The organism is Maribellus sp. YY47, assembly GCF_023111095.1.
Lineage (GTDB): Bacteria > Bacteroidota > Bacteroidia > Bacteroidales > Prolixibacteraceae > Draconibacterium.
The window spans coordinates 29,636-50,432 of the sequence record NZ_JALGYW010000020.1; the positions used below are offsets into that span (position 1 = coordinate 29,636).

13 protein-coding genes are annotated in these 20,797 nt (G+C 39.7%); all 13 read right to left on the reverse strand.

Annotation, left to right across the window (positions count from 1 at the left end; all coding sequences use genetic code 11):
- Positions 1 to 8: 8 nt before the first annotated feature.
- Complete coding sequence (locus tag MR764_RS15705) at positions 9 to 1,631, reverse strand: glycoside hydrolase family 32 protein (protein WP_247980393.1); 1,623 nt, start codon at positions 1,629 to 1,631, stop codon at positions 9 to 11.
- A gap of 16 nt (positions 1,632 to 1,647) precedes the next feature.
- A complete protein-coding gene (locus MR764_RS15710) occupies positions 1,648 to 5,061 on the reverse strand; it encodes a hypothetical protein (RefSeq protein WP_247980394.1) in 3,414 nt (1,137 codons plus the stop codon).
- Between the two features lie 42 nt (positions 5,062 to 5,103).
- Complete coding sequence (locus MR764_RS15715) at positions 5,104 to 6,795, reverse strand: right-handed parallel beta-helix repeat-containing protein (RefSeq protein ID WP_247980395.1); 1,692 nt, start codon at positions 6,793 to 6,795, stop codon at positions 5,104 to 5,106.
- An 88-nt stretch (positions 6,796 to 6,883) separates the two neighbouring features.
- The gene (locus tag MR764_RS15720; protein ID WP_247980396.1) at positions 6,884 to 8,023 is read right to left on the reverse strand and encodes a DUF4998 domain-containing protein; all 1,140 of its coding nucleotides are present in this window, start codon (positions 8,021 to 8,023) and stop codon (positions 6,884 to 6,886) included.
- A gap of 143 nt (positions 8,024 to 8,166) precedes the next feature.
- Positions 8,167 to 9,345 carry a DUF5000 domain-containing lipoprotein gene (locus tag MR764_RS15725; protein ID WP_247980397.1) on the reverse strand — a complete coding sequence of 393 codons (1,179 nt, stop codon included), beginning with the start codon at positions 9,343 to 9,345 and terminating at the stop codon, positions 8,167 to 8,169.
- A 116-nt stretch (positions 9,346 to 9,461) separates the two neighbouring features.
- The gene (locus MR764_RS15730; protein WP_247980398.1) at positions 9,462 to 11,375 is read right to left on the reverse strand and encodes a RagB/SusD family nutrient uptake outer membrane protein; all 1,914 of its coding nucleotides are present in this window, start codon (positions 11,373 to 11,375) and stop codon (positions 9,462 to 9,464) included.
- A gap of 52 nt (positions 11,376 to 11,427) precedes the next feature.
- A complete protein-coding gene (locus tag MR764_RS15735; protein WP_247980399.1) occupies positions 11,428 to 14,868 on the reverse strand; it encodes a TonB-dependent receptor in 3,441 nt (1,146 codons plus the stop codon).
- Between the two features lie 150 nt (positions 14,869 to 15,018).
- Positions 15,019 to 16,272 (reverse strand): FecR domain-containing protein, encoded by a 1,254-nt coding sequence (locus MR764_RS15740; RefSeq protein WP_247980400.1) that lies wholly within the window; start codon positions 16,270 to 16,272, stop codon positions 15,019 to 15,021.
- Between the two features lie 107 nt (positions 16,273 to 16,379).
- A complete protein-coding gene (locus MR764_RS15745; protein ID WP_247980401.1) occupies positions 16,380 to 16,961 on the reverse strand; it encodes a sigma-70 family RNA polymerase sigma factor in 582 nt (193 codons plus the stop codon).
- A 152-nt stretch (positions 16,962 to 17,113) separates the two neighbouring features.
- Positions 17,114 to 17,902 (reverse strand): aldolase/citrate lyase family protein, encoded by a 789-nt coding sequence (locus MR764_RS15750; protein WP_247980402.1) that lies wholly within the window; start codon positions 17,900 to 17,902, stop codon positions 17,114 to 17,116.
- A gap of 24 nt (positions 17,903 to 17,926) precedes the next feature.
- Positions 17,927 to 19,102: a mandelate racemase/muconate lactonizing enzyme family protein gene (locus MR764_RS15755; protein WP_247980403.1), complete on the reverse strand. Its 1,176-nt coding sequence runs from the start codon at positions 19,100 to 19,102 to the stop codon at positions 17,927 to 17,929.
- 10 nt (positions 19,103 to 19,112) lie between these two features.
- Positions 19,113 to 19,865, reverse strand: a complete 753-nt coding sequence (locus MR764_RS15760; RefSeq protein ID WP_247980404.1) for an SDR family oxidoreductase — start codon at positions 19,863 to 19,865, stop codon at positions 19,113 to 19,115.
- A gap of 11 nt (positions 19,866 to 19,876) precedes the next feature.
- Positions 19,877 to 20,782, reverse strand: a complete 906-nt coding sequence (locus MR764_RS15765; protein WP_247980405.1) for a hypothetical protein — start codon at positions 20,780 to 20,782, stop codon at positions 19,877 to 19,879.
- Positions 20,783 to 20,797 lie beyond the last annotated feature (15 nt).

Here is a 20,797-nt window from a genome sequence, read left to right on the forward strand (position 1 = left end):
TTATTCTTTTATTGATAGATATTTTTCATTTGCCACGCATCCAGCGATTTTAACACAGCGTCTTTTCCATGGGAAATTATTGATACCCCTTTGCTGTCATCCCGTTCGGGATATGTGCGTAAAGCCACGCACTGACGATTGTTCACAAAAACTTCAACAATACTCCGATCGATGAAGACATGCAGATTAACCGGCTCTCCATCTTTTATTTGCACATCAGCTGTTTCAGGCATTCTGAAATCCACCTTATCCGATATCGAACTATTCAGATTATCAATAGAAATGGCACTTGTTCTTATAGCCGGGCCGGAATAATCGCGGTTCAGATATCCCCCGTCGTGATAAAAAGTGATGCGCGTATATTCTTCTTTCCCGGGCGAACACAAAACCTTCAGTTCAATTGCCGAAGCATCTTTAGGGTCAAGAGTCAAATCAATCTCTATGGCATTTCCAGATATTTCAGGAAGAGTAAACTCGTTATTGGCTGGCAATTGCATTTCTGAAACAGAAGAATGTCTACCTCTTAACGATGAGTAATCCCCGGCAGGGCTTATCTGAAGTCGTTCATCCACATCCAGCGTTAAACGCCAAGGCAAAGTCATCAATTCGGTATAGTTTCCTTCGCCAATTTCTTTTCCCGTATTCATATTGAAAATGGCAATAACGCCACCTTTCCCATCGGGATAAGCCGACGGTGCGTGAACGCCACCACGCGATGCCGGACCATGATTGAAATTTCCGCCATCGGTAACATTGAATTTATCGTTTACCTGATCGTAATCTCCAAGCAAATATTTTCCGCCGCTTTTATGACTGAAATAGAGAAGTATGTATTTCCCGTTCTCGCCAATTGGCCAGAAATACGGGCAAGAACCATCATCGCCGATGTAAGAATACCGATCACCTTCAACAAAAGGATGCAGGTATTTCCAGTTTTGCAAATCAGCCGATTCAAAAAGAAAATTCGCACGGACCTTTTTTCCTCCCGGCCCGTTATAAAGATTTCCGCCCATTAAAGAATAATATTTGTCGCCTTTTTTCCAGATGTTCGGGTCCCACGGACTGTAAGGCAATCCCTCCGAAGGATCAGGCTGGGCAATCACCGCTTTATCCGAAATTTTTGTCCAGTTCAGCAACAGAGGATCATCTGAAATTGCCACCATATTACCGGCATCTACTCCGTGATACATCGCAATTACCCTATCCTTTTCCACCCAGGTAGAGCCAGAAAAAGACATTCTTTCGATACCCGGATAAATGGCATACGGCAAGTCGCGCCAGTGAACCAAATCGGAACTGACAGCGTGGCCCCAATGCTGGCGGGGATCTTCAGGTGGATAAGCCTGAAAGAACAAATGCCATTTTCCGTTCCAGAAACACAAGCCATTGGGATCGTTCAATTTTCCCTCAGGACTAATAAAATGATAATAAGGCCTGTGTTTGTCAACTGAAAGTTCTTTTCGCGATTGCTGAAATCTCTTTATTAACAAGTTATCTTTCAATTGCTTTTGCTGCTCTTCGGGCTGGTTCCCAAAGGTAAAACGGGGCACTTTTGAAGTGTAATCCTGTGCAAAAACGGCAACAGAACCCAAAAGAAAAAGCATTAAAAAGAAACTAAAAAGTTTGTTCATCACTCAAACATTTAGATCATTTATATTTTACCAGCAATTCAACAGTATTCTGATTTTGCGGCAACGTAACCACCTTTTCAGCTGCATTCCAGTCTGTCCATTCCTTTCCGTTCACAAATACCGATTGTATTTCCTTCCGGAACGGATCATGAAGAAAGAACAGCGTTTTAGGACTATTTTCGGGGAGTGAAATGCTTGCTTCAATAGTATTCGGTTCTTTACCTGAAGCCAACGAATATTTATATTCTCCGAACCGGGTGTAAACCCCGTTTAGATCAACCTTCAGCCCGGGTTCGAGCCAACGTTCCGGGATTCCGTTACCAAGCCAGACTTCGTCATCTTTCTCTTCGATCAGAAAATCAATAATCTGACTGACAACACGAGCTTCATCAGGGCATTTATAGAAAGGCCCACTGGCATGTTCCCACATACGGTATTCTTCCGACAAGGCAATAACATCGGGATAAAACAGCGAAGTAAAATTGTTGTACAGACTGCGTATTGCGGATTTTGTTTCCTGACGGTCGAGATACACACTTACCGGATTTTGCAGGTTTGCCTGAAAAACCATACCTCCGCGACTAAACCAGTATTCATCGTCAACCCAGCCGTGCGTATTTAAATTCATTGAGGTTGAAAGCGTAAGGTTATCTTCCCAGTCATTCAGAATCCAATCGGCCATTGGCGATTTCGCATCTATAATTCCGGTTTTTAGTAAGGTTACCGGTCCATATAGCACTTCGCGCGTAGAAGATAAACGCAGTGTCGGGTAAATTCCCATTTCGTACCGATCGTAATATTTCGATTTTTTAGAACCAAAATAACGGAAACGCTGATAAGCCCGCGTAGGTATATATGGAACATAGGTATTATTTCGCAACCTTACTACAGGAGCCAGTTCCATTGCCTTTTGCAAACTTGTTTGAATATCTTTTTTATAAGCCTCCGCTTCTTTTTTATAATAATCTGCCTGAGGCAAACCAGCTTCCTCAAAAGCTTCAGCCATGGTTTTCATTCCCATATAGGAATATGCATTTGTGGCGTACCAATATTTCCATTCAGGGCAGTCTTCCAACATTCCGGCGGGCAACAATCCGTAGTGCAATACAGGATTTCCTTTAGAGTCGTTTATTTTGGACTGGGCGCGTTGTTCAATAATCCAGTCGGCAGCCATTATTAATTTCGGAGCAACTTCTTTCAGCCAGTCCTTATCTTTCGAATGTAAATAATGATGCGCCATTCCCCAAAGAACAGTTCCGTGATTCATATTATATCCGAGAGCGGTAAGGTCGTTATGATCGGATACTTTCACCCCATGAAACACAGCTTTTTGATCACCGGTGTAAGCTCCCGGCAACTTGCGGCTTCCCTGAAGTTCCAGAAATGTTTCGAGGTAGCTGTTAACCGTTTTGAAATCGCCCAGGCGATCCATAAACACTGTTTGAAAAATTGATTCGTTGGCATAAACAGGATAGCTGAACGATGCAGCAGGAACCATGTAAAGTCCGCTCTCCGGGTCTTTGGTAACACTCATGCGAATATGCGGAATCACTGATTTTGAAAGCTGGTTAAAGACTTCTTCAGGTACATCAAAAACAGTATTATCGGCAACTACATTGCGCCAGTAGTCAACAACCCGTGTTCTTTCAGATGAATAATCAAGGTTAGAGAAAATATTCTTTTCAGCAGCAGTCAGGTTCCCTATAAAAGGAAAACAAAAGTAAAAGGTTCCAGAAGAACCGGCTCCCAGTTCGAACTCGTAATGAATTCCCTGTTTATTCCCAGCATTGAAGGTTTCAGCCTTTATTGCATTCTCATTTGATTTTTTTGTGTAACAACGAATGTATTTCGTGCCATCTTTCTGGTCAAAAACATAACCATCTTCCAGTGTGATATCATTTAATGCCTGATTTCCCTGCAACCACAAATGAGCTTTTTGGGCGTTCAACGAAGGATTGGAAACCTTCATTTGCACCATCAATATGGCAGGAGTAAATTCGTCGCGGTTTGGATCAAACGGAGAAAGCGGTTTGTTTTCGGGAAAAGTAACAAAAGCCTCCTCATTAAATAAAAGTCCTTTGTCGTTCCAATCAGCCCGGATAACAGGTAAGTAATTATTTAGAATTGACATCCGGCTATTCTCTTCTTCTCTCCCGTACGAAGGCTCTTCTCCTGTTCCAAAATTCCAGTCCAGCTCATCAATGTTCCAGTTACAAATTTCAAATGCTTTACCCTGCGCTTTTGTACGGTCTCTGTCGATTATTATGTTGCCACCCCATTCAATGGCAAACTTTTGCCAACTGGCATCGCAGGCAATCGGAAGGAAAATTCGGCCCCCATTCTGATCCTCTGTCGGATCTTTATGTGGGATCTCGTTGCTTGCTCTTTCGTACGAATGTTCGGGTTCGGTTAATATTTGTTCGCGAATACTACTTCCTTTAACTACATCTTCGCTAAAAGTCACCGGATCGTCGGCCCATGAAATGTAGGTACTAAAATCGGGGACATAAACAGGCCCATTTGATAAATCGGCCGTAGAAAATGAAAATGTTCCGTTCGAAGTTCTAAGCGTCACCACTGTTTCTTCATTCGATCCCGGCAAAAGAGCCTTCGCCGACAATACTTTCAGAATAATACCTTTGCCATTGGCAGCAGTATTGATACTCCAGGCGTTTTTACCAGTTTTTTTATCGCCACCTTTCCAGTTCCAGCCCGAAAGTCCGTTAAAAGCTCCGTTAAAAACCTCTACTTCGCCGGTTATTTTTTTTGTTTTCTTTTCAACCTGAAGAAATTCGACCCGAATACTTTGCGGCTGAACTGCTGCCATTGAGAAAACATTAATATCTTCTACCTTTTCACTGTATTCTTCGGGAAATTTAACCCGCATTTTCAATGTACGACGATAAGTAACTTTTCCCGGTAAATATTTCGCATTTGCAATTTCATCCTTCGTTAAAGGCTGAAAAGTAAACACAATCCTGTTTTTATCTATAGCTACATTTGTTTTTGCAGTGATCCATTTCCCCCTCCAAAGATCATCTTCATGATCTTCATAAGAAGGCATATGCGGAGGTTCATCGGGCCAATTGTCATTCCAGTATTCAATTTGCATAGATGCAGCTATCTCTGCTGTTGCCGAAGAATTACATACAACTTCGAAACGCTGAATATCGCGAGCATTCCACCAACGCATCCCCATGTTATCAATTCCCTTCTCTTTTGGAAGAGGAAAATCATTTCCGGTTAATTCATACCCCAGAACAGAATCAGTTTTGTTCCAGTAGCAACATGTTCCAAAATCGGTAATATTCAGGTATTCAATTTTCTCCGGCAAATCAGTTTTGATCTCACCATAACCCTTTCCAACTAAGACAAGAAGCAATGTTAAACTACAAGAAAACAGATAAATAAATTTTTTTAATGACAACATAAGTATAAGCGTTTAAGATTGATTAATTATTTTCATTCATAACTACGGGTTACTGTTTCCAGCTATTTTTACATCTGTTGAATGCTCCATGCGCATCGACCTTTTACAACCAGAGATTTCATTATTTCTAACCACCACATCACTGGCACCCGAAATAAAAATGCCATTCTCGGAATCTTCGCCTTCAATAATGTTCCCCTCAATTACCAAATGCTTATGTAAACCAGCCACATTTGTTTGATCAGCACCTACATTTACGGTTATTCCGCAAGCCCAGTCGTCACCTTCGAGGCTTCTTCCGCAACGAATAAGCCGGTTATTCCGAATGGTTACATTTTTAGAAGCAGGCCCTTCGTGCCAGCCCCCTTCTGCCCCAACATGAATTCCTGAACCTGTTGACTCCCTGACCAGATTATTTGCAATAAGTACGTTTCGCGTTTTTATCAGAAAGCCACGCGCCCTGTTAGACATTACAGAGCAGCCTGTAATTTCCACCTCGGGTAACCGGCTTACATTTATTAGATAGTAATTTTCAATATCGGAAGGCAATTCTTCGTTAAACGACACTTTGCTGTAAAGCTCTTTGATATTGTTATCAACTGATTTAACAACCACTTTTTTTACCACTTCGAGCGTTTGTTTCTTTACCAGCTCCATAGTATCTGCCACATCAGGATAATCCAATACTTGTGCATGCCAATCAGCGCCTTTCAAAACCAAGTGATACGCATTACCTGCATCAGGTTTTTCGATCGTGAGGTAATAATTATGAATATTCACAGCATCATCACCATGTCCTTCAAACTGGCAATCGTGGTAACGGATGTAGCCTTTACACGAAGTAAAATGAGTAGCATCCGTATTTGTTGACATTCTTTGCCCTGACAAAGGAACAATGCGTAATCCTTCTAGTGAGATATTTTCAGAACGATGGCCAACAATCCCCATTCCCGGCTGAGAATGAATGGTAACATTATTCAGCCGGATGTTTTTTGCTTCCAACATCAACACTGCCGGACGAAAATGAAAGGTTTGCGGCGACATTATGCGGTAACCCAACATTTCGGGATCAATTTGCCTGAAGATTTTTAAAACATGACTATTTACCAACTCAAATTCCGGGAGGTAATCTTCCCTGTTCAACAAGCGATGTGCCCGCGTATCGTAATAATGTACACGGCAAAGCGGCATTCTTTCGGTTAATTGATAAATACTGTCGCAGGCAACCTCGTACCAATCTGACCCTATATTTGTTATCAGGCCTTCGATATGGGGTTTTATTTTATGGTCGATAGTGAGATCTTTGATGGTAATATTTTCACAATTGCTAAGCGAAACCGGCTCTCCCCAGCCATTAAAAAGCAAAACAGCTCCGTTTGCTTCCACCCTGATGTTTTTCAGCCCATTAAAATCCAAACCTTTTCCGTATGGATAATATGGTTTGAAAATAGAATCCTGCGGATTACCTTTCACCTCTCCGTTCAGTATTCCATTCATCAGTTCGATTGCCATTTCGTTGGCATAATCATAAACTCCTGGTTCAAAATATAAAGTAGTTCCAGAATGTTCCCTACAATACTGCATAGCCTTGTTTAAAGCCTCAGCATCGTTTTTATTATCATTTGGGACAGCTCCAAAATCAATAACAGATACCGCTGTTTTCTCTTCCTTACATGCCATCAGAATAAGAAAAAGAATTACCGGAAATAACAGGAAACCTGATTTCTTTAACATCTTTCCAAACTTGTTTTAAGAAACAACACCTACGACAAACCAACATTGTCTCACACCTATAAACATAGGCATGAGACAATATCAAATATTAGTAACTTCCGTATATAAACACCTCTGAGATACTGGTATAAGTAACCCTATTACTATCGGGTAAAACCAGTTTCAAATAACGTTTTGAAGTAACACCTGTACCGGGAAGGTTTAATGCAAGTACATCTCCACTAGAAGAATAAACTCCTTCAGCTATTTTTTCCCATGAAGCAGCATCCGGATCCGGATCATCACTTGTCCAATATTGAATGGTATTTGCATCGGTATTTCCAGCCCTGTATGTTTCAATCCGACTCATATTTTTTGCCGATTTCAAATCTATAATAACCCAGTGGGGTAACGGCGCAGCACCGTCACTGTAAGATGAATGCCAATATGTATCGAAATCACCATCGAATAAAGTACCGATACCTCCTCCGTCGTCAACCTGTTGATCGGAATAATCAATGACTTCCCATTCAGACCTGTCAAATTCTATTATTGACGGAAATGGCTCTTCGTATTCTGTCCATGCCATGATAAAAGTATCAATTGCATCCTTTTCGGGTTTATAAAATGAGCGATACTCAAAAGATGACCCTTTCAACACATTGGAACATAAAAGCGTGTCAATATCTGCCGGCATATCAACAACTACATTTTCTCCATTATTTGCTTTATAGCGAACCTGCACTTCCAGTAAATCTTCTGCTGCAGAATACCAACGAATAATTCCGTCATCACCAGATGTTACAACCGATTTCACTTTTCGCTGAAAAAGTACGCTTTCGTAATTTTCGCCATACGAGGTTCCAAATCCAGTTGTAGTTAAAGACTTATTGCCAAATTTATCGGTATTTCGAATATCGAATGTATATGATCTCTCTGGCATATTACTTAAAAGAACCTCACTACTATCCAGTCCGGTTCCCGGTGTTACCGGAATAATAAGAGAATCGGCGCCATTATTCCAGAATATGTCCACAGAACTTACATTGGGCGAATTATATAACCAGTAACGAAACAAAATTCGTCCGGTTCCCGGAAGAAAAGCAATTGAATCTGGCCTGGGAGCATAGATAATTTCACCCCCTTCAATATAATCCTGATGTTTATCCATCATGTCTTCGCATGAAACAAACGCAGACAATAATGTGATTACCACCAAGCATTGATATATTATTTTCCAATTTTTCATGTATCTATATTTATTTAATGATTAGTAACAAAATGAACTTGCATGTCTATCAAACAACTGGGAATCAATACGAACTAATATACTTTGATCTTCATGCTCATTTAATATTGCCTAGACTAAAATTAAAGGTTATCCTGTTTAAACTAATTTACCTCAGATCCATACATTGTAACTTCTGCAATATGTGTGAATGTGGTGCTTGCCCATGTACTAAGTACCCGAATTCTTATATAACGAAATACTCCGGCGTTCACATCAACTGTAAATTCATGCCCAGCCTTTAAAGCTGCAAGGTCAGCATCAGTATTAGTACCGATAGGAGATCCTGATGGTTTGATAATAGTACAATCCATGATTTTATCCCATTCGTCCCAGTCTCCATTCATACTTGGAGCATCTGCACGCCCATACACTTCAAATCGTTTAGGATTTCCCCACGCATATTCACAATCATCATCCCATTGAAACATAACCAGGCGACTCAATTTTGCCTTCGCTCCCATATCAATTGTAAACGAAGCAGGCATAGCACCAACAGGAGAATGTCCGATTGTTGATACATCATCATCAATAATACCCTCCGAAATCCCTTCCCAATTATTCCAGGAAGTAACATCGTTTCCCAATTGCAACAAAGACCATTTCGATTTGTCAAATTTCTTTTCATATAGAGGGGTTATTATCTTTCCTGCCGGGAAAATAGTATCGGTAACATTGTCCCATAAATCAGATATAACCACTCCAAAAATTATTGGCTCTGGTTCAAAGCCTCGCATAGAATACTTGACAGTATCCTCCTGAGAGGTAAGAATCTTATACGGTCGAATCATTCCAACACTATCTTCTGCCAAAAACTCAAAATTCAGGATTCCTTTATCCGGATTCAACCAGCTAAAACGTGCCCCTCCAAAATCCTGTACAATCTCCATCGAATTATAAGCTTTACTAATCGCAGATTCTAAAGGAGTAAAAGACACTTCAACAGGATCCGACAATTCTCCTGCACGGTTAACCGAATACAGTTCAACAACATGCTGCTGAACATCATTATACCCTTCAATTCTTATGATATTTTCGTAAAAAGAAGCAACAACTTCTTTGGTTTTTCCATTTGTTAACGTATAAACCCCTTTTACCGACAACAAATCTTCCTGATCAGGAATTCGATAAGTGATTAATACCCCTCCTGGTATGGAGGTTGTTTGAACCTGAGTTACCGTTGACGGTTTTCCCATGCTTTCAGTAATCGGTCCAAGTTCCTTTTCATCACATGCACTAATTACAAAAAGAAGTGCTATTAGTGAGATAATTATTTTTTTCATCAAGTTAAGATTAAACGTTTTTCAAAATTCGTGGAAGTAACTACCTGAATAAATCTCCGATGTTATCGGACTCAGAATTAAACGTGGCCGTTTCATCCGTGTAACTATTTCTTAATTTACCATCCAGGATTTTGAACCAATTTTGGATTCTTAATTATATCGCTTTCAGGAATTGGGGCGAAATAATTCTTAAAAGAAAAAGTCTGGTTATACACAGTTGTTACAGTATAATAATCATTAACATCTGCTTTGGTTACATCCCAGCCTTTTACCGGTCCATTTTGTTCTCTGATAGCAGTTTTCCATCTTCTGCTGTCCCAAAAATAAGCTCCCTCGCATGCCAGTTCTATTGCACGTTCTCTTTGTATAATCTCTCTCATCCCAGCCTTTGTTGACGGCTTCGACGGAGCGATCGAATGCTTCTTCCAGCTTTCAACAACCCCGTCCAGGCCGGCACGCTCCCTCACCATATCAATGTACTGATAGACCTCGGCATCGGGGGCATCTTTCATTTCATTCAATGCCTCGGCATAGAATAACAATAAATCAGCAAAACGCATATCAGGGAAAGGAAAACTTTCGTATTCTACCGAGTTTTTATCCTTATAAACGGTGTTGACAGAAACTAATTTTTTACAGAAATAACCGGTAGCATTGTAATCTCCGGGTTGAAACATCGAAGAAAATTCTCCGGACCGGGCTTTCGGATACAAACAATCAGCATCATCAGTTGGCTCATTTTTGTATGAATTACCATACCATTTTCCACGATCAAATCCCAGGGTTGAATAGAATCTTGGTTCCCTGTCGAAGTTAAGAGCGGCAGTTTGTTCGCCTTCCTCAACGTAATAACGGTGATCGACATCGCCTGTACGCAAGTTATAACGATGTGCATAGTCATAATCAGGGTCTTCGTCAATAGGAACTCCGTTTTTAGAGTAAAACTTCTCTGCAACATTCAACGGAATACTCATATTAGCTGTAGTGTTTTGCTCAACTGCTTCTTCAAAACGGGGAATACATTGTTGCTGAACACCCTCATCTATCGGCCATGCAGTAGAACCCCAAACTAATTCACAATTCCAACGTTCGCTAATAACATTACGCAACGTATTAACCAAGAAAGTCTCATCAGACAATGTCTTTGCAGTAATATAATCACTTTTCTGATATAACTTTATTCCACTATTGTTACAAACCGTAATTGCCGAATCGCACGCCACTGCCGCCTTTTTCCAGCGCTCAGAATTATAAGTCTGGTTAAAAAATGGCTCTCCGTTATGATCCATAAAACTGTTATAATCAGTATTTCCATTAAAAAGCGGGCTCGCCCAATAAACCAAAACCTTTGCTTTAATAAAACATGCAGCTGCCTGGGTAAAACGTCCAAGTTCGGTAGTTCTGTTCTGAATCTGAACAGGAAGCGCGTTACTGTTAATTGCATCATCCAACAATTCAAGAATATATTCAAAGGTATCATCTACCTTTTCTCGGTAAACCCTCACCTCTGCAACCGTTTCATTTATGTCCCAATTCTCTTTCAATGGACAGATTGGGCCATAATAAGCCAGTAAATAAAAATGGAGATAAGCTTTGATGGTTTTTACTTCAGCAATCAGGCGATTCCTTTCGTAAGTTTCCAAATCACTTACATTACCAATATTAGCAAGATAAACATTACAGTTATTAATTCCGGCATACAAACCACGCACTGGTGCTCCACCTGCATTCCAGTAATTAAAATATGTCTGGGTAGGGCTATCATACCCCAGTGCAGAGAGCATTCCTCCATCATTATGCTCCGGATTAAAAATCATTTCCATCGCACCAAACATCGCAGGATTTTCATTCCATCCTCCCGATTTTGGCATACTCCAGTAGCAGGTAGCCAGGTATTTCTCAGCATTATAGCGATCGGAAAATGCATTGTCAAGTGTAGCCACGTTGTCAGGAACAACATCCAGATAGTCGCACGAAGACAACAAGGCCAGAGGTATAAGGATTAAGATATATCGAATAATCTTTTTCATCGTTATCTATGTTTTTGTTTATTTATATGATGATTAGCCGTAGCACCAGCCATTATAAGCTAATGTTCAACCCCACATTAAAAACCCGTTGGATAGGATAACCTAATCCATTTCCGGCCATTTCAGGATCCCAAAGTTTGAATTTGCTGAAGTAGAATAAATTTGTTCCACTAACATACAACCTCAAATTTCCCAAATGCATTTTATTCGCTAAATGCTTAGGTAGAGTATAACCAACTTCAACGGATTTCAGACGAAGAAAAGAACCATCTTCCATAAACCATGTACTCGTTTGGTTATTATTAGTCACCTCGTAGTTTGCCAACCTGGGCCACAAAGCATAAGGATCACGATTACTTTCCGACCAGTGATCATCAGCAAACACCTGTAGAACAGAATTATAACCGGTTAACCCGTCATCTCCATCACCATCCAGAAACGGGGTCACATTTTCCGGATCCAGCCAGAAAGATTCACGTGCCGCTCCCTGAAAGAAGAAGGAAGCGTCAATGCCCTTATACCCAACAGAAAAACCAAATCCATATATAATCTCAGGAGTTGTAGGGTAACCAATTGGAACTTTGTCTAGTTCGGATATTTTACCGTCGCCATTAACATCCCGGTATTTAATATCTCCTGCCATGTAAGAGCCAAACTGCGTGGGAGAGTTTTTTACTTCTGCATCATCAATAAACAAGCGTTCTGCAATATACCCCCATTGCTGAGAGAGAGATTGCCCAACTTTAGACAACCACGGAGTTTCAGAATAATCTGGTTCTTCCCAGTCTTTCACCTCGCTTGTTGCATATGTAAAGGTTGCCCTTCCCGTAACCCATAAGTCTTTATTAAAATTCTTTTCATAATTAAATTCAGAATCAATACCTCTACCGGAAGCGATACCAAAATTCTTTTTTATCTCTGGAATAACCCCCATTGTTCCCGGAATTACCCGGCTTACTAAAATATTCTTACGTTTTTCATGAAAAACTTCCACGTTTGCAGAAAAACCATTATTCAAAGACATTTCCAGTCCTATATTCGTTTTATAAGACTTTTCCCAGCCTATCTCATCGTTGGCATACCGGGTAACATCGATACCTCCCGGATTATAAGTAAGGTTCGTTCCCCAGAAAACATTTCTTTCAGCATCCATATCCACCTGAGAAAGGTAATAGAAGCGATCGTTATCACTACCGATAGCATCATTACCAACCATTCCGTAAGTAGCTTTTATTTTAAACTGCCTGAAAATATGTGTCAGCGGTTCAAAAAACTTCTCGTTAGAAAGCATCCATGCAGCCCCAACAGAAGGGAAAAAGCCCCAACGGTGATTTTTTGAAAAACGTTCCGAACCGTTATATCCAAAGTTGAACTCACCAAAATAACGAGTATCAAAGTTGTATGCCAAACGACCAGATACTCCCATATTTCGGTTAGGAAGAGAAAGCTGAAGGTTATCGGCTATTCCTGTCTTCTCTTGCCGCATAGTATAAACCAATAAACCATTTACTGAATGCTTATCAAAGAGTCTGTTATATTCAGCAGCAGACTCCAAGTAATATGCACTGTTGATATAACGTGAGCCAGGATTATAGTCAATATATTCCGTCCCTTTTGTAGGGTTAAGGCGTACCAAAGAATAAGTGTTTTCCTTTAGGTTATAAGAAGAGATTGAATAATAATATGGAGTATATTGCCGGGTTACGGCATATTCTGAGTATCTATCCATATTAAACATCGCACGAACTTTCAGCCCCTTTACTAACATATCCAGATCCTGTTTAACTTCAAGCTGTGAAATAGTTGTATTTTTACTATAGTCTCTGTATCCTTTTAAACTTTCTGCATAAGGATTAACATAATTCGCATCTCCATAATTACCAAAAAGAATATGTTTTGCATAAGCATATTGCTCATCCGGTTCGTAGTAAGGTTTAAATAAAACAGGATTAGCTTGCATCACTTTTTTATACATATCTGTTCCACCATCAATTGGTCCTGTATAATCATCGTAAGTTGTGCTAAGCCTAAGGATCATTTCCGTAGTTTTTGTTAAATTGATGTTTATATTAGAACGGAAACCATACTTTTTCAAATTAATATTTGAATTGAAATTATTGCGGTTGTCAACTTTTAGGTCGCCATTATCATGTGCCACATTGGCTGCTACATAATAACGCACAACTTTTCCTCCACCGCTCACACTCAAATTAACTCTTTGATTATAAACCACATCCTTAAACATTGTGTGATACCAATCGGTAGAAGGGAAAATATCAGGGTAAAGCCCTTTCTCGGTCATCGAGATTTTTTCCTGATCATATAACATTAACCCCAGAGGATTACGTGTTTTGACCGACTCATTGTGCAACCTCATAAAGGTTACCGGATCAGCAATCTGAACCCTTTTGGTAGGTGTCGAAAATGAATTCTCAATCCTCACATTGACTTTTGCTTTTCCTTCCTGTCCTTCTTTAGTGGTTACAGCAATAACCCCGTTTGCACCACGTGCGCCATAAAGAGCTGTAGCTGTAGCATCTTTCATGATAGAAAAGTTCGCAATATCATCGGTATTTAAACGTGCCAAATCAGACGTACTCAATTCAACTCCATCGATAAGAATTAGAGGATCCTTTTTTGCCTCAGCACCAAAAGTTGTAATACCACGAATAAAAAAGCTTGCATTATCTTCACCCGGCTCCCCGCTGCGTTGATATGAAATTAAGCCCGAAACCCTTCCTGCAAAAGCAGTAGTTAAGTTACTACTCGGAACTTTTAGTTCATCCGGTTTTATAGTTGTAATAGAAGCCAGTACACTCTCTTTCTTCTGCTTACCAAATGCCACTACCGTCACATCATCCAGTTCTTGACTCTTCTCTTCCAATACCACATTAATTTTGGTTTGTTCACCAACATCAACAATCTGGCTTTTCATCCCAATGAAAGAGAAAACGAGTTTATCCGTAGGTTTAACATCAATCACATATGAACCATCAATATCAGTAATAACCCCACGAGTTGTTCCTACAATTGTAATAGTAACACCAGGTAACGGAGCGCCTGAAGAATCGGTAACTTTTCCTTTTACCTGATTTGGTTCAGGTTTGTAAGTAATAGCTTCAACGTCTTCGGTATTTTTCCCAATTATTACCTGTCGGTCAAAAATTGCAAATGAATTCTTAGACGGATCCAAAATCTCGTCCAATACTTTTTCGATTGTTTTGTTTTTAACATTAATGCTCACTTTATCAGACAAATCCAGAGCATCTTCAACCACCATGAAAATAAATTCGCTTTGCCCTTCTATTGCGTCAATCAATTCTGAATAGGTGGCATTATCCATATTCAAGGTTAATTTGGTGTTCTGCGAATAACTTTCGTTTGCATACGCTGACACAACAGAAACAACCAAGAAGAATAGACATATTTTCATTTTCAGTAGTAACTTTTTTACATGCCGGAACACCGGCCCGTAAAGTCCTTTTTTTTTCATAAATTTGTTTGTTTTATTTACAATAATCTTTACATATCAATGTATTTAAGACACCTTTGGCAGATTATATGGCGGTATAATCTGCCTCTTTTGTTTTTAATAGTTTAGCAGTGTTTCTTCTTTTCTCAACTTTTCTATAGGCAATAATTTTTAGTTATTATCTCTTTTCTTTGACACTATAATTTCATTTTCGTTAACAACACAAGAAATAGGGGCAATGGCACTAATTGCTTTAAAAATATCAGAGCAGTCTGTTTTTAAATCAAGCTTTCCGTACAATGTCATCTCCGGAGTTTCCTCATCCTGAAACTCGATTTTAATATTATAATACCTCGATAATTTTTCAGCAACCACTCTCAGTTTTTCTTTTTTGCAATACAACCACCCATCTTTCCACGATATATAAGGCAATACCTCAGTTTTATCTAAAGATGTTTCTTTTGTGTCTTTTTTATACATCAGTAAATGATTGGGATCCATCGCAATTTGCTGAGAGTTAACCTCGGCCTGCACATTACCCTCAACCAAAACAACTGAACAGTACGAATCTTCAGGATAGGCTGAAATATTGAATTTTGTACCCAAAACCCGAACCGTTACCTGATCAGTTATTGCAATAAATGGTCTTTTTGAATCGTGTGCTACTTCAATGTAAGCTTCTCCTTCCACAAACAATTCGCGTCTTTTTTCTGAAAATTTTACAGGATAAATTGCCCTGCTACCCGAATTCAGATATAATCGAGATCCATCGGACAATACCAAACTCATTCTTTTTCCCCGCGGAACAACTAACTGGTTTAGCTGTTCTACTTTCGCCCCCACAACACCGGAACTTGAAATTCCTTTTTGTTTGCCATTTATTGCATTGGGAGTTTTATTTATAATGCTAGTTGATTTTTCCCCGTTCTCAGTTGTTACCTCAATTTCACCTTCTTTGTTGTATTTTATTTCCAAATCATCCGAACTAAATGTTTTTTCCGAGTTATCAGAAAGGATTAACCTCACTTCATCAGTATCTTCAGTCACTTTTGCAACGGAGGAGAAACCAGCAACTTCACTCTCGGGGTTACCGGAGAAATAAAACAACATAGAAATTCCAAGTATTGCAACAACCGAAGCTGCTGCCGACCATATATAAATTCTTTTTGAACGATTTCTGTTTACAGTCTTTTTACTAATTGAAATCCATAACTTTTCCAGTCTTTTATCTTCTAACTGTTTTTCGTAAGGATTTATACTTTTTAGAATAAAAATGGCTTCCTCAATATCTGCTTTTGAGGAGGGATTATCGAGCTGAAACTGTTTCCAATACCAGTCTGACCCTGCTGTTGGGTATTGAACCCATTCAACAAAATCATCTCGGATTATGAAATTGTTTACGCCTTTATTTGATACCTCTGCCATTTAAATAAATGTTTTGTGAACAAGAGCAGGAAACATTCATTTTGTACTCACTCTTTTTTGTATTTTTTATAAAAAATTAAACCATACTTTATTCATGGAAAAATATGTTAAGAGGAACAAAACAGCGACAACGATTTTTTATGGTAAATCTTTCTGAGTTTTTCGATACCTCTGTGAATAAGATTCCGGGCTGATTGATAATTTAACTGAAGCACCTCACTTAATTCTTCATAGCTCAAGCCACTAACGTAGCGCAGGTAAATAGCTTCCCGTTGCCTGTCGCTCAATTCTCCCATCGCTTTATCCAATAATTTTAGTTTTTCATTATCCATTTCTTCGTTATCAGTATCTGCTGAAACCAGCGCATATGCAAACGACATTTTACTTAGATCAATAGACTGGTATTTATTTTCTTCTCCCTGAAGACGAAATATCTTTCTTTTCAGAGATACAAAGAGGTACTGCTTTATACAATCCCCTGATTTAAGTTGTGGCTGATAATTATACAAATCAATAAAAAGGTCCTGCATTGCATCGAAAACAATATCCTCACTTTGAGAGAAATGTAACCCAAACCGGAACAATTCATTGGCATACCGGTAATAAATAGTCTTAAACGCCTCATTTTTCCCGGACACAAAATCATTCCACAACTTAGTCTCAGATTGTATTTTTTCAATCTCATCCATATGCTAAGATTTTATCTCACATTTCCAGCTACCCCATCTCTCCACTAAACCATAATCCTACTAGTGCTTTCGCTATCTTTACTTACTAATCCACTATTCTTTTCTATTGCGAGTAAACGCAATTCATGCCCCTACCTTCCAGTATGTATTTTCTATGTCAACTCTTGCTGAATAGATTGATATACCTGTTTTGTATGTTGCCACATGCTTACCACATCAAATGCAGCCCAAAACAAACACATACCTTGATCCCTCCAGAACTTTATCTTTTTAGGGTCGCCACAGGCAATTCCGGGTAAAACCCCATATTTATTGCAGGTTGTAATTACTGTTTTAACAGTCTCTATGTATTCAGCTTTATCTGTTTGAGTAGGAATACCCATACCGAGCGACAAATCATCATTTCCGACCAGGGCAACATCTATTCCCGGAACAGAAAGGATATCATCAAGGTTTTCAATCGACTCTGCGGTTTCGATTTGTATCCCGACAACAAAATCACGATTAAAATAATCGAACTGTTCAAGTGGCCTTTCCCAACCCAAATACTTTCCGGCAGGACATGCACTCCCGGCATAACCTTTAATTCCATATGGAGGAAATTTTATCAATCTCATAAAATCTTCCACATCTTTCCGGGTCCGGATTCTTGGAACAAATATCCCATCCGGAGCCTGGTCCATCACCCGGTTTAGCTCGGCATAAGATGGTTCGGCTACCCTCACCATACAGGGAAAATTCAATGCACGGGCAAGGCGAATATGGTCAAAAACTGTTTCACTGTTAAACCCTCCATGTTCACGATCAATGAGAACCATATCAAAACCAATCTCATGATACATCTCGATTACAGAACCTGATCGGCTGTCGAAAACACAACCGGAAAGCAGTGTTTCTTTATTTTCTATTTTTCTTTTTAGCAATCCTGTACACGTTGTCATATCAATTTCTTTTCAATTTCATTTCTATAAATCGGGGGTTTTATACAGTAATTTTCCTTTTACCCGAATTTCGGTTTCAACAAGGTATTTCTTCAAATTTTCAGTGTCAATACTTAACCCCAAACCAGGTTTATTCGACAATACAAGTTCTCCCGACTCATTCGGCAATATTTTTTCTTTTGTTATTTCATTTGCTAACGCCCTGGCTTCAACCGGATATTCACAGACTCGACTATCTTTTATTCCGGCAAAAGGCTGAACAGATGCGCTCAATGCCAGATGAGAAGTAAAAGTATGGTTCACATAAGTAATGTTTTGAACCGTTGCCCGGTCTGCAATACGTTTAGCGGCTGTTATTCCACCAACCCTTCCTGTATCGATTTGAATGAATTTCAATCCGGCATAATCCATCATTGCTACGGCCTGATGATAGTTGTTACAACCTTCGCCAGCTGCCAGACTTACATGCGGAGTAGCACAAGAAAGATTTTTATAGGCTTCTAGTGACATGTTAACAAAAGGCTCTTCCAGCCAATACACATTTGCCTCTTTCAAGAATTGCAACCGTTGCTTTGCCTTTCCTGTATCCTCTCCCCAATAAGTACCGATATCAACCATTAAAAACAAATCGCTACCCAATCCTTTACGGGCAGCCTGAAAATGTTCTCTGTCAGTCTTCGCATCCAATTTTCCAATGGGCCCCCAGCCAAATTTCACAGCCTTGTAACCTTGTTTTTTCGATTCACTGGCTTTTTGAAAAGTTTCTTCAGGAATATCGCCAAATAGTTGAGAGGCATACGGAAGTTTAGGATATGACTGGCTATATCCGAGTAAAGCAAAAACCGGTTCCTGCTTTATCTTCCCCAGTAAATCCCACAAAGCAATGTCAATTCCAGAAAGAATATGATCTGCCTGGAGCAGGTCAAAACAGTTTTCGTGCACCCGTTGGTTGATTTTATAAATGTCGTTAACGGAAGTAAGAGACATCCCATCCAAAGCCCAGCTTACAGGTTTGCAACCGCTATGCGACATTGGACAAACATAACCGGCAATGCTGGTTAAAGGAGATGCTTCACATTCACCCCAGCCTTCATGGCCGCCAGCCCTTATACGAACCAGTAGAGCGTCCTGGCTTCCATCGCCCACATCTAACACTTCGGGCATACTTAAATAAAAAAAATCTACTGACTCTATCTTCATCTCGTTTTTGTTAAAAGGTAATCGTTAAGCCACCATCTACTGTGATAACCTGTCCGGTGATATAGGATGCATCTTTCCCTGCAAGGAAAAAAGCAACACCGGCAATTTCTTCCGGTTGAGCTGGCCTGCGGAGCGGTAAATGATGCCCGTCAACATAGTTACATTTGAACCATTCGCTTTCCAGTTCATTTGCCCCGTCAACCACCGACATGGGCGTATTCACAAAACCAGGGGCAATGGCATTTACCAGGATATTACGATCAGCGAGTTCATTCGCCAGATTCCGGCAATATTGATTAATAGCCGCTTTGGCCATAGCATAACTGCCGGATCCAAATTCAGCTCTTTCGCCATGAATTGATGTAATATGGATGATCCTTCCTCCATTAGCCATAAACGGAATTGCCAGATTACTCATTTGAATCGCACCTCTGGACATAAGATGAAAAATACGCTCCCAATCTTCTGTATTTGTTTCTGCAACAACAGTTTTCACACTAATTCCCGCACAATTAACAAGAACGTTCAATTGTCCCCAGTGCAACTGAATCCGATCACGGCACTCATTTATTGTTTTTTCATCTGCGTAATCTCCCCTCACTGCAATATGATCTCCGGGAGAAAGAGAAGCAAATACACTCTCCATATCCTGAACATCGTTAAGGCAGACATCATATCCTTCTGAAGCAAAACGCATTGCAGTAGCTTTTCCGGTCCCTGAAGCTGCACCTGTTACTAATACTTTTGGTCTATTGGTTCTCATTGGTTAATCTTTTATTTATTCTTTGTTGTGTTTGTTAAACTATCGGCAATAATCGTCACTTGCGTACTCATTGATTCTCCGGGTTGCAAAATCATTGTTTGTCCCAACCGGGCGGCATCATTTACCGATACAGGCATTGTTGTGCAAGGCTCCAAAATTGCAGTATAGTGATTTAGAAAACCTCCGTAAGAAGCAAAGAGCCACACATATGGGAATACCTGCTTATCGAAACGATAGCCGAAATAGGTGCCTTCTTTGGTGGCCAGTCCTACTTCTCCATTTCCCAATTCATACAGGTAATAAAAATCCATTGTATCATTTTCCGGAGGGACAAGCGACACATCATTCTGTTCCAGAAGTGGCCATTCAAACGGAGTAGTTTGCTTGTAACGAGAATACTCCGGATCAACAACCTGCCCTTTTCCCGCACTGCACAAAACATGGTCGCCTTCTTTAATCTTCAACGCTGCATGGAGTTTCCATAAGAATTTTACAGGCTGAGTATTTTCATTGGTTATTATATAACTCGTATGAATAAACGGGCCATTATCATCCAAGCGAATAGATTTTTGATAATTCAACTTTGAAACAGGTAAAAGCCCTTTTAATGTCACGCAATTATCCATGAAAGAAGCAGTTAAAGACTGAGTCCATAATTCTCCATGATCAGGGAATTCCATTCCATCAACATTTTCCGGAATATCGTTGGGCAACAACTCGTCAACCCCCCCATAAAATGCAGGATCATATTCAGTACCCGTTGCATAACTTTGTAGATTAAGAGCTTCATTTCTCCATAAAAATTCGCACCCGAGTTCTTTATTATAAATGCTTGTTAATTTTCCACCTCCTTTGGGGAATATGTCAACCAGCAAGTGTTTGTTTTCTATTCTTAATAATGATGATATTTGCATCATTTCGCTTTTAATTAG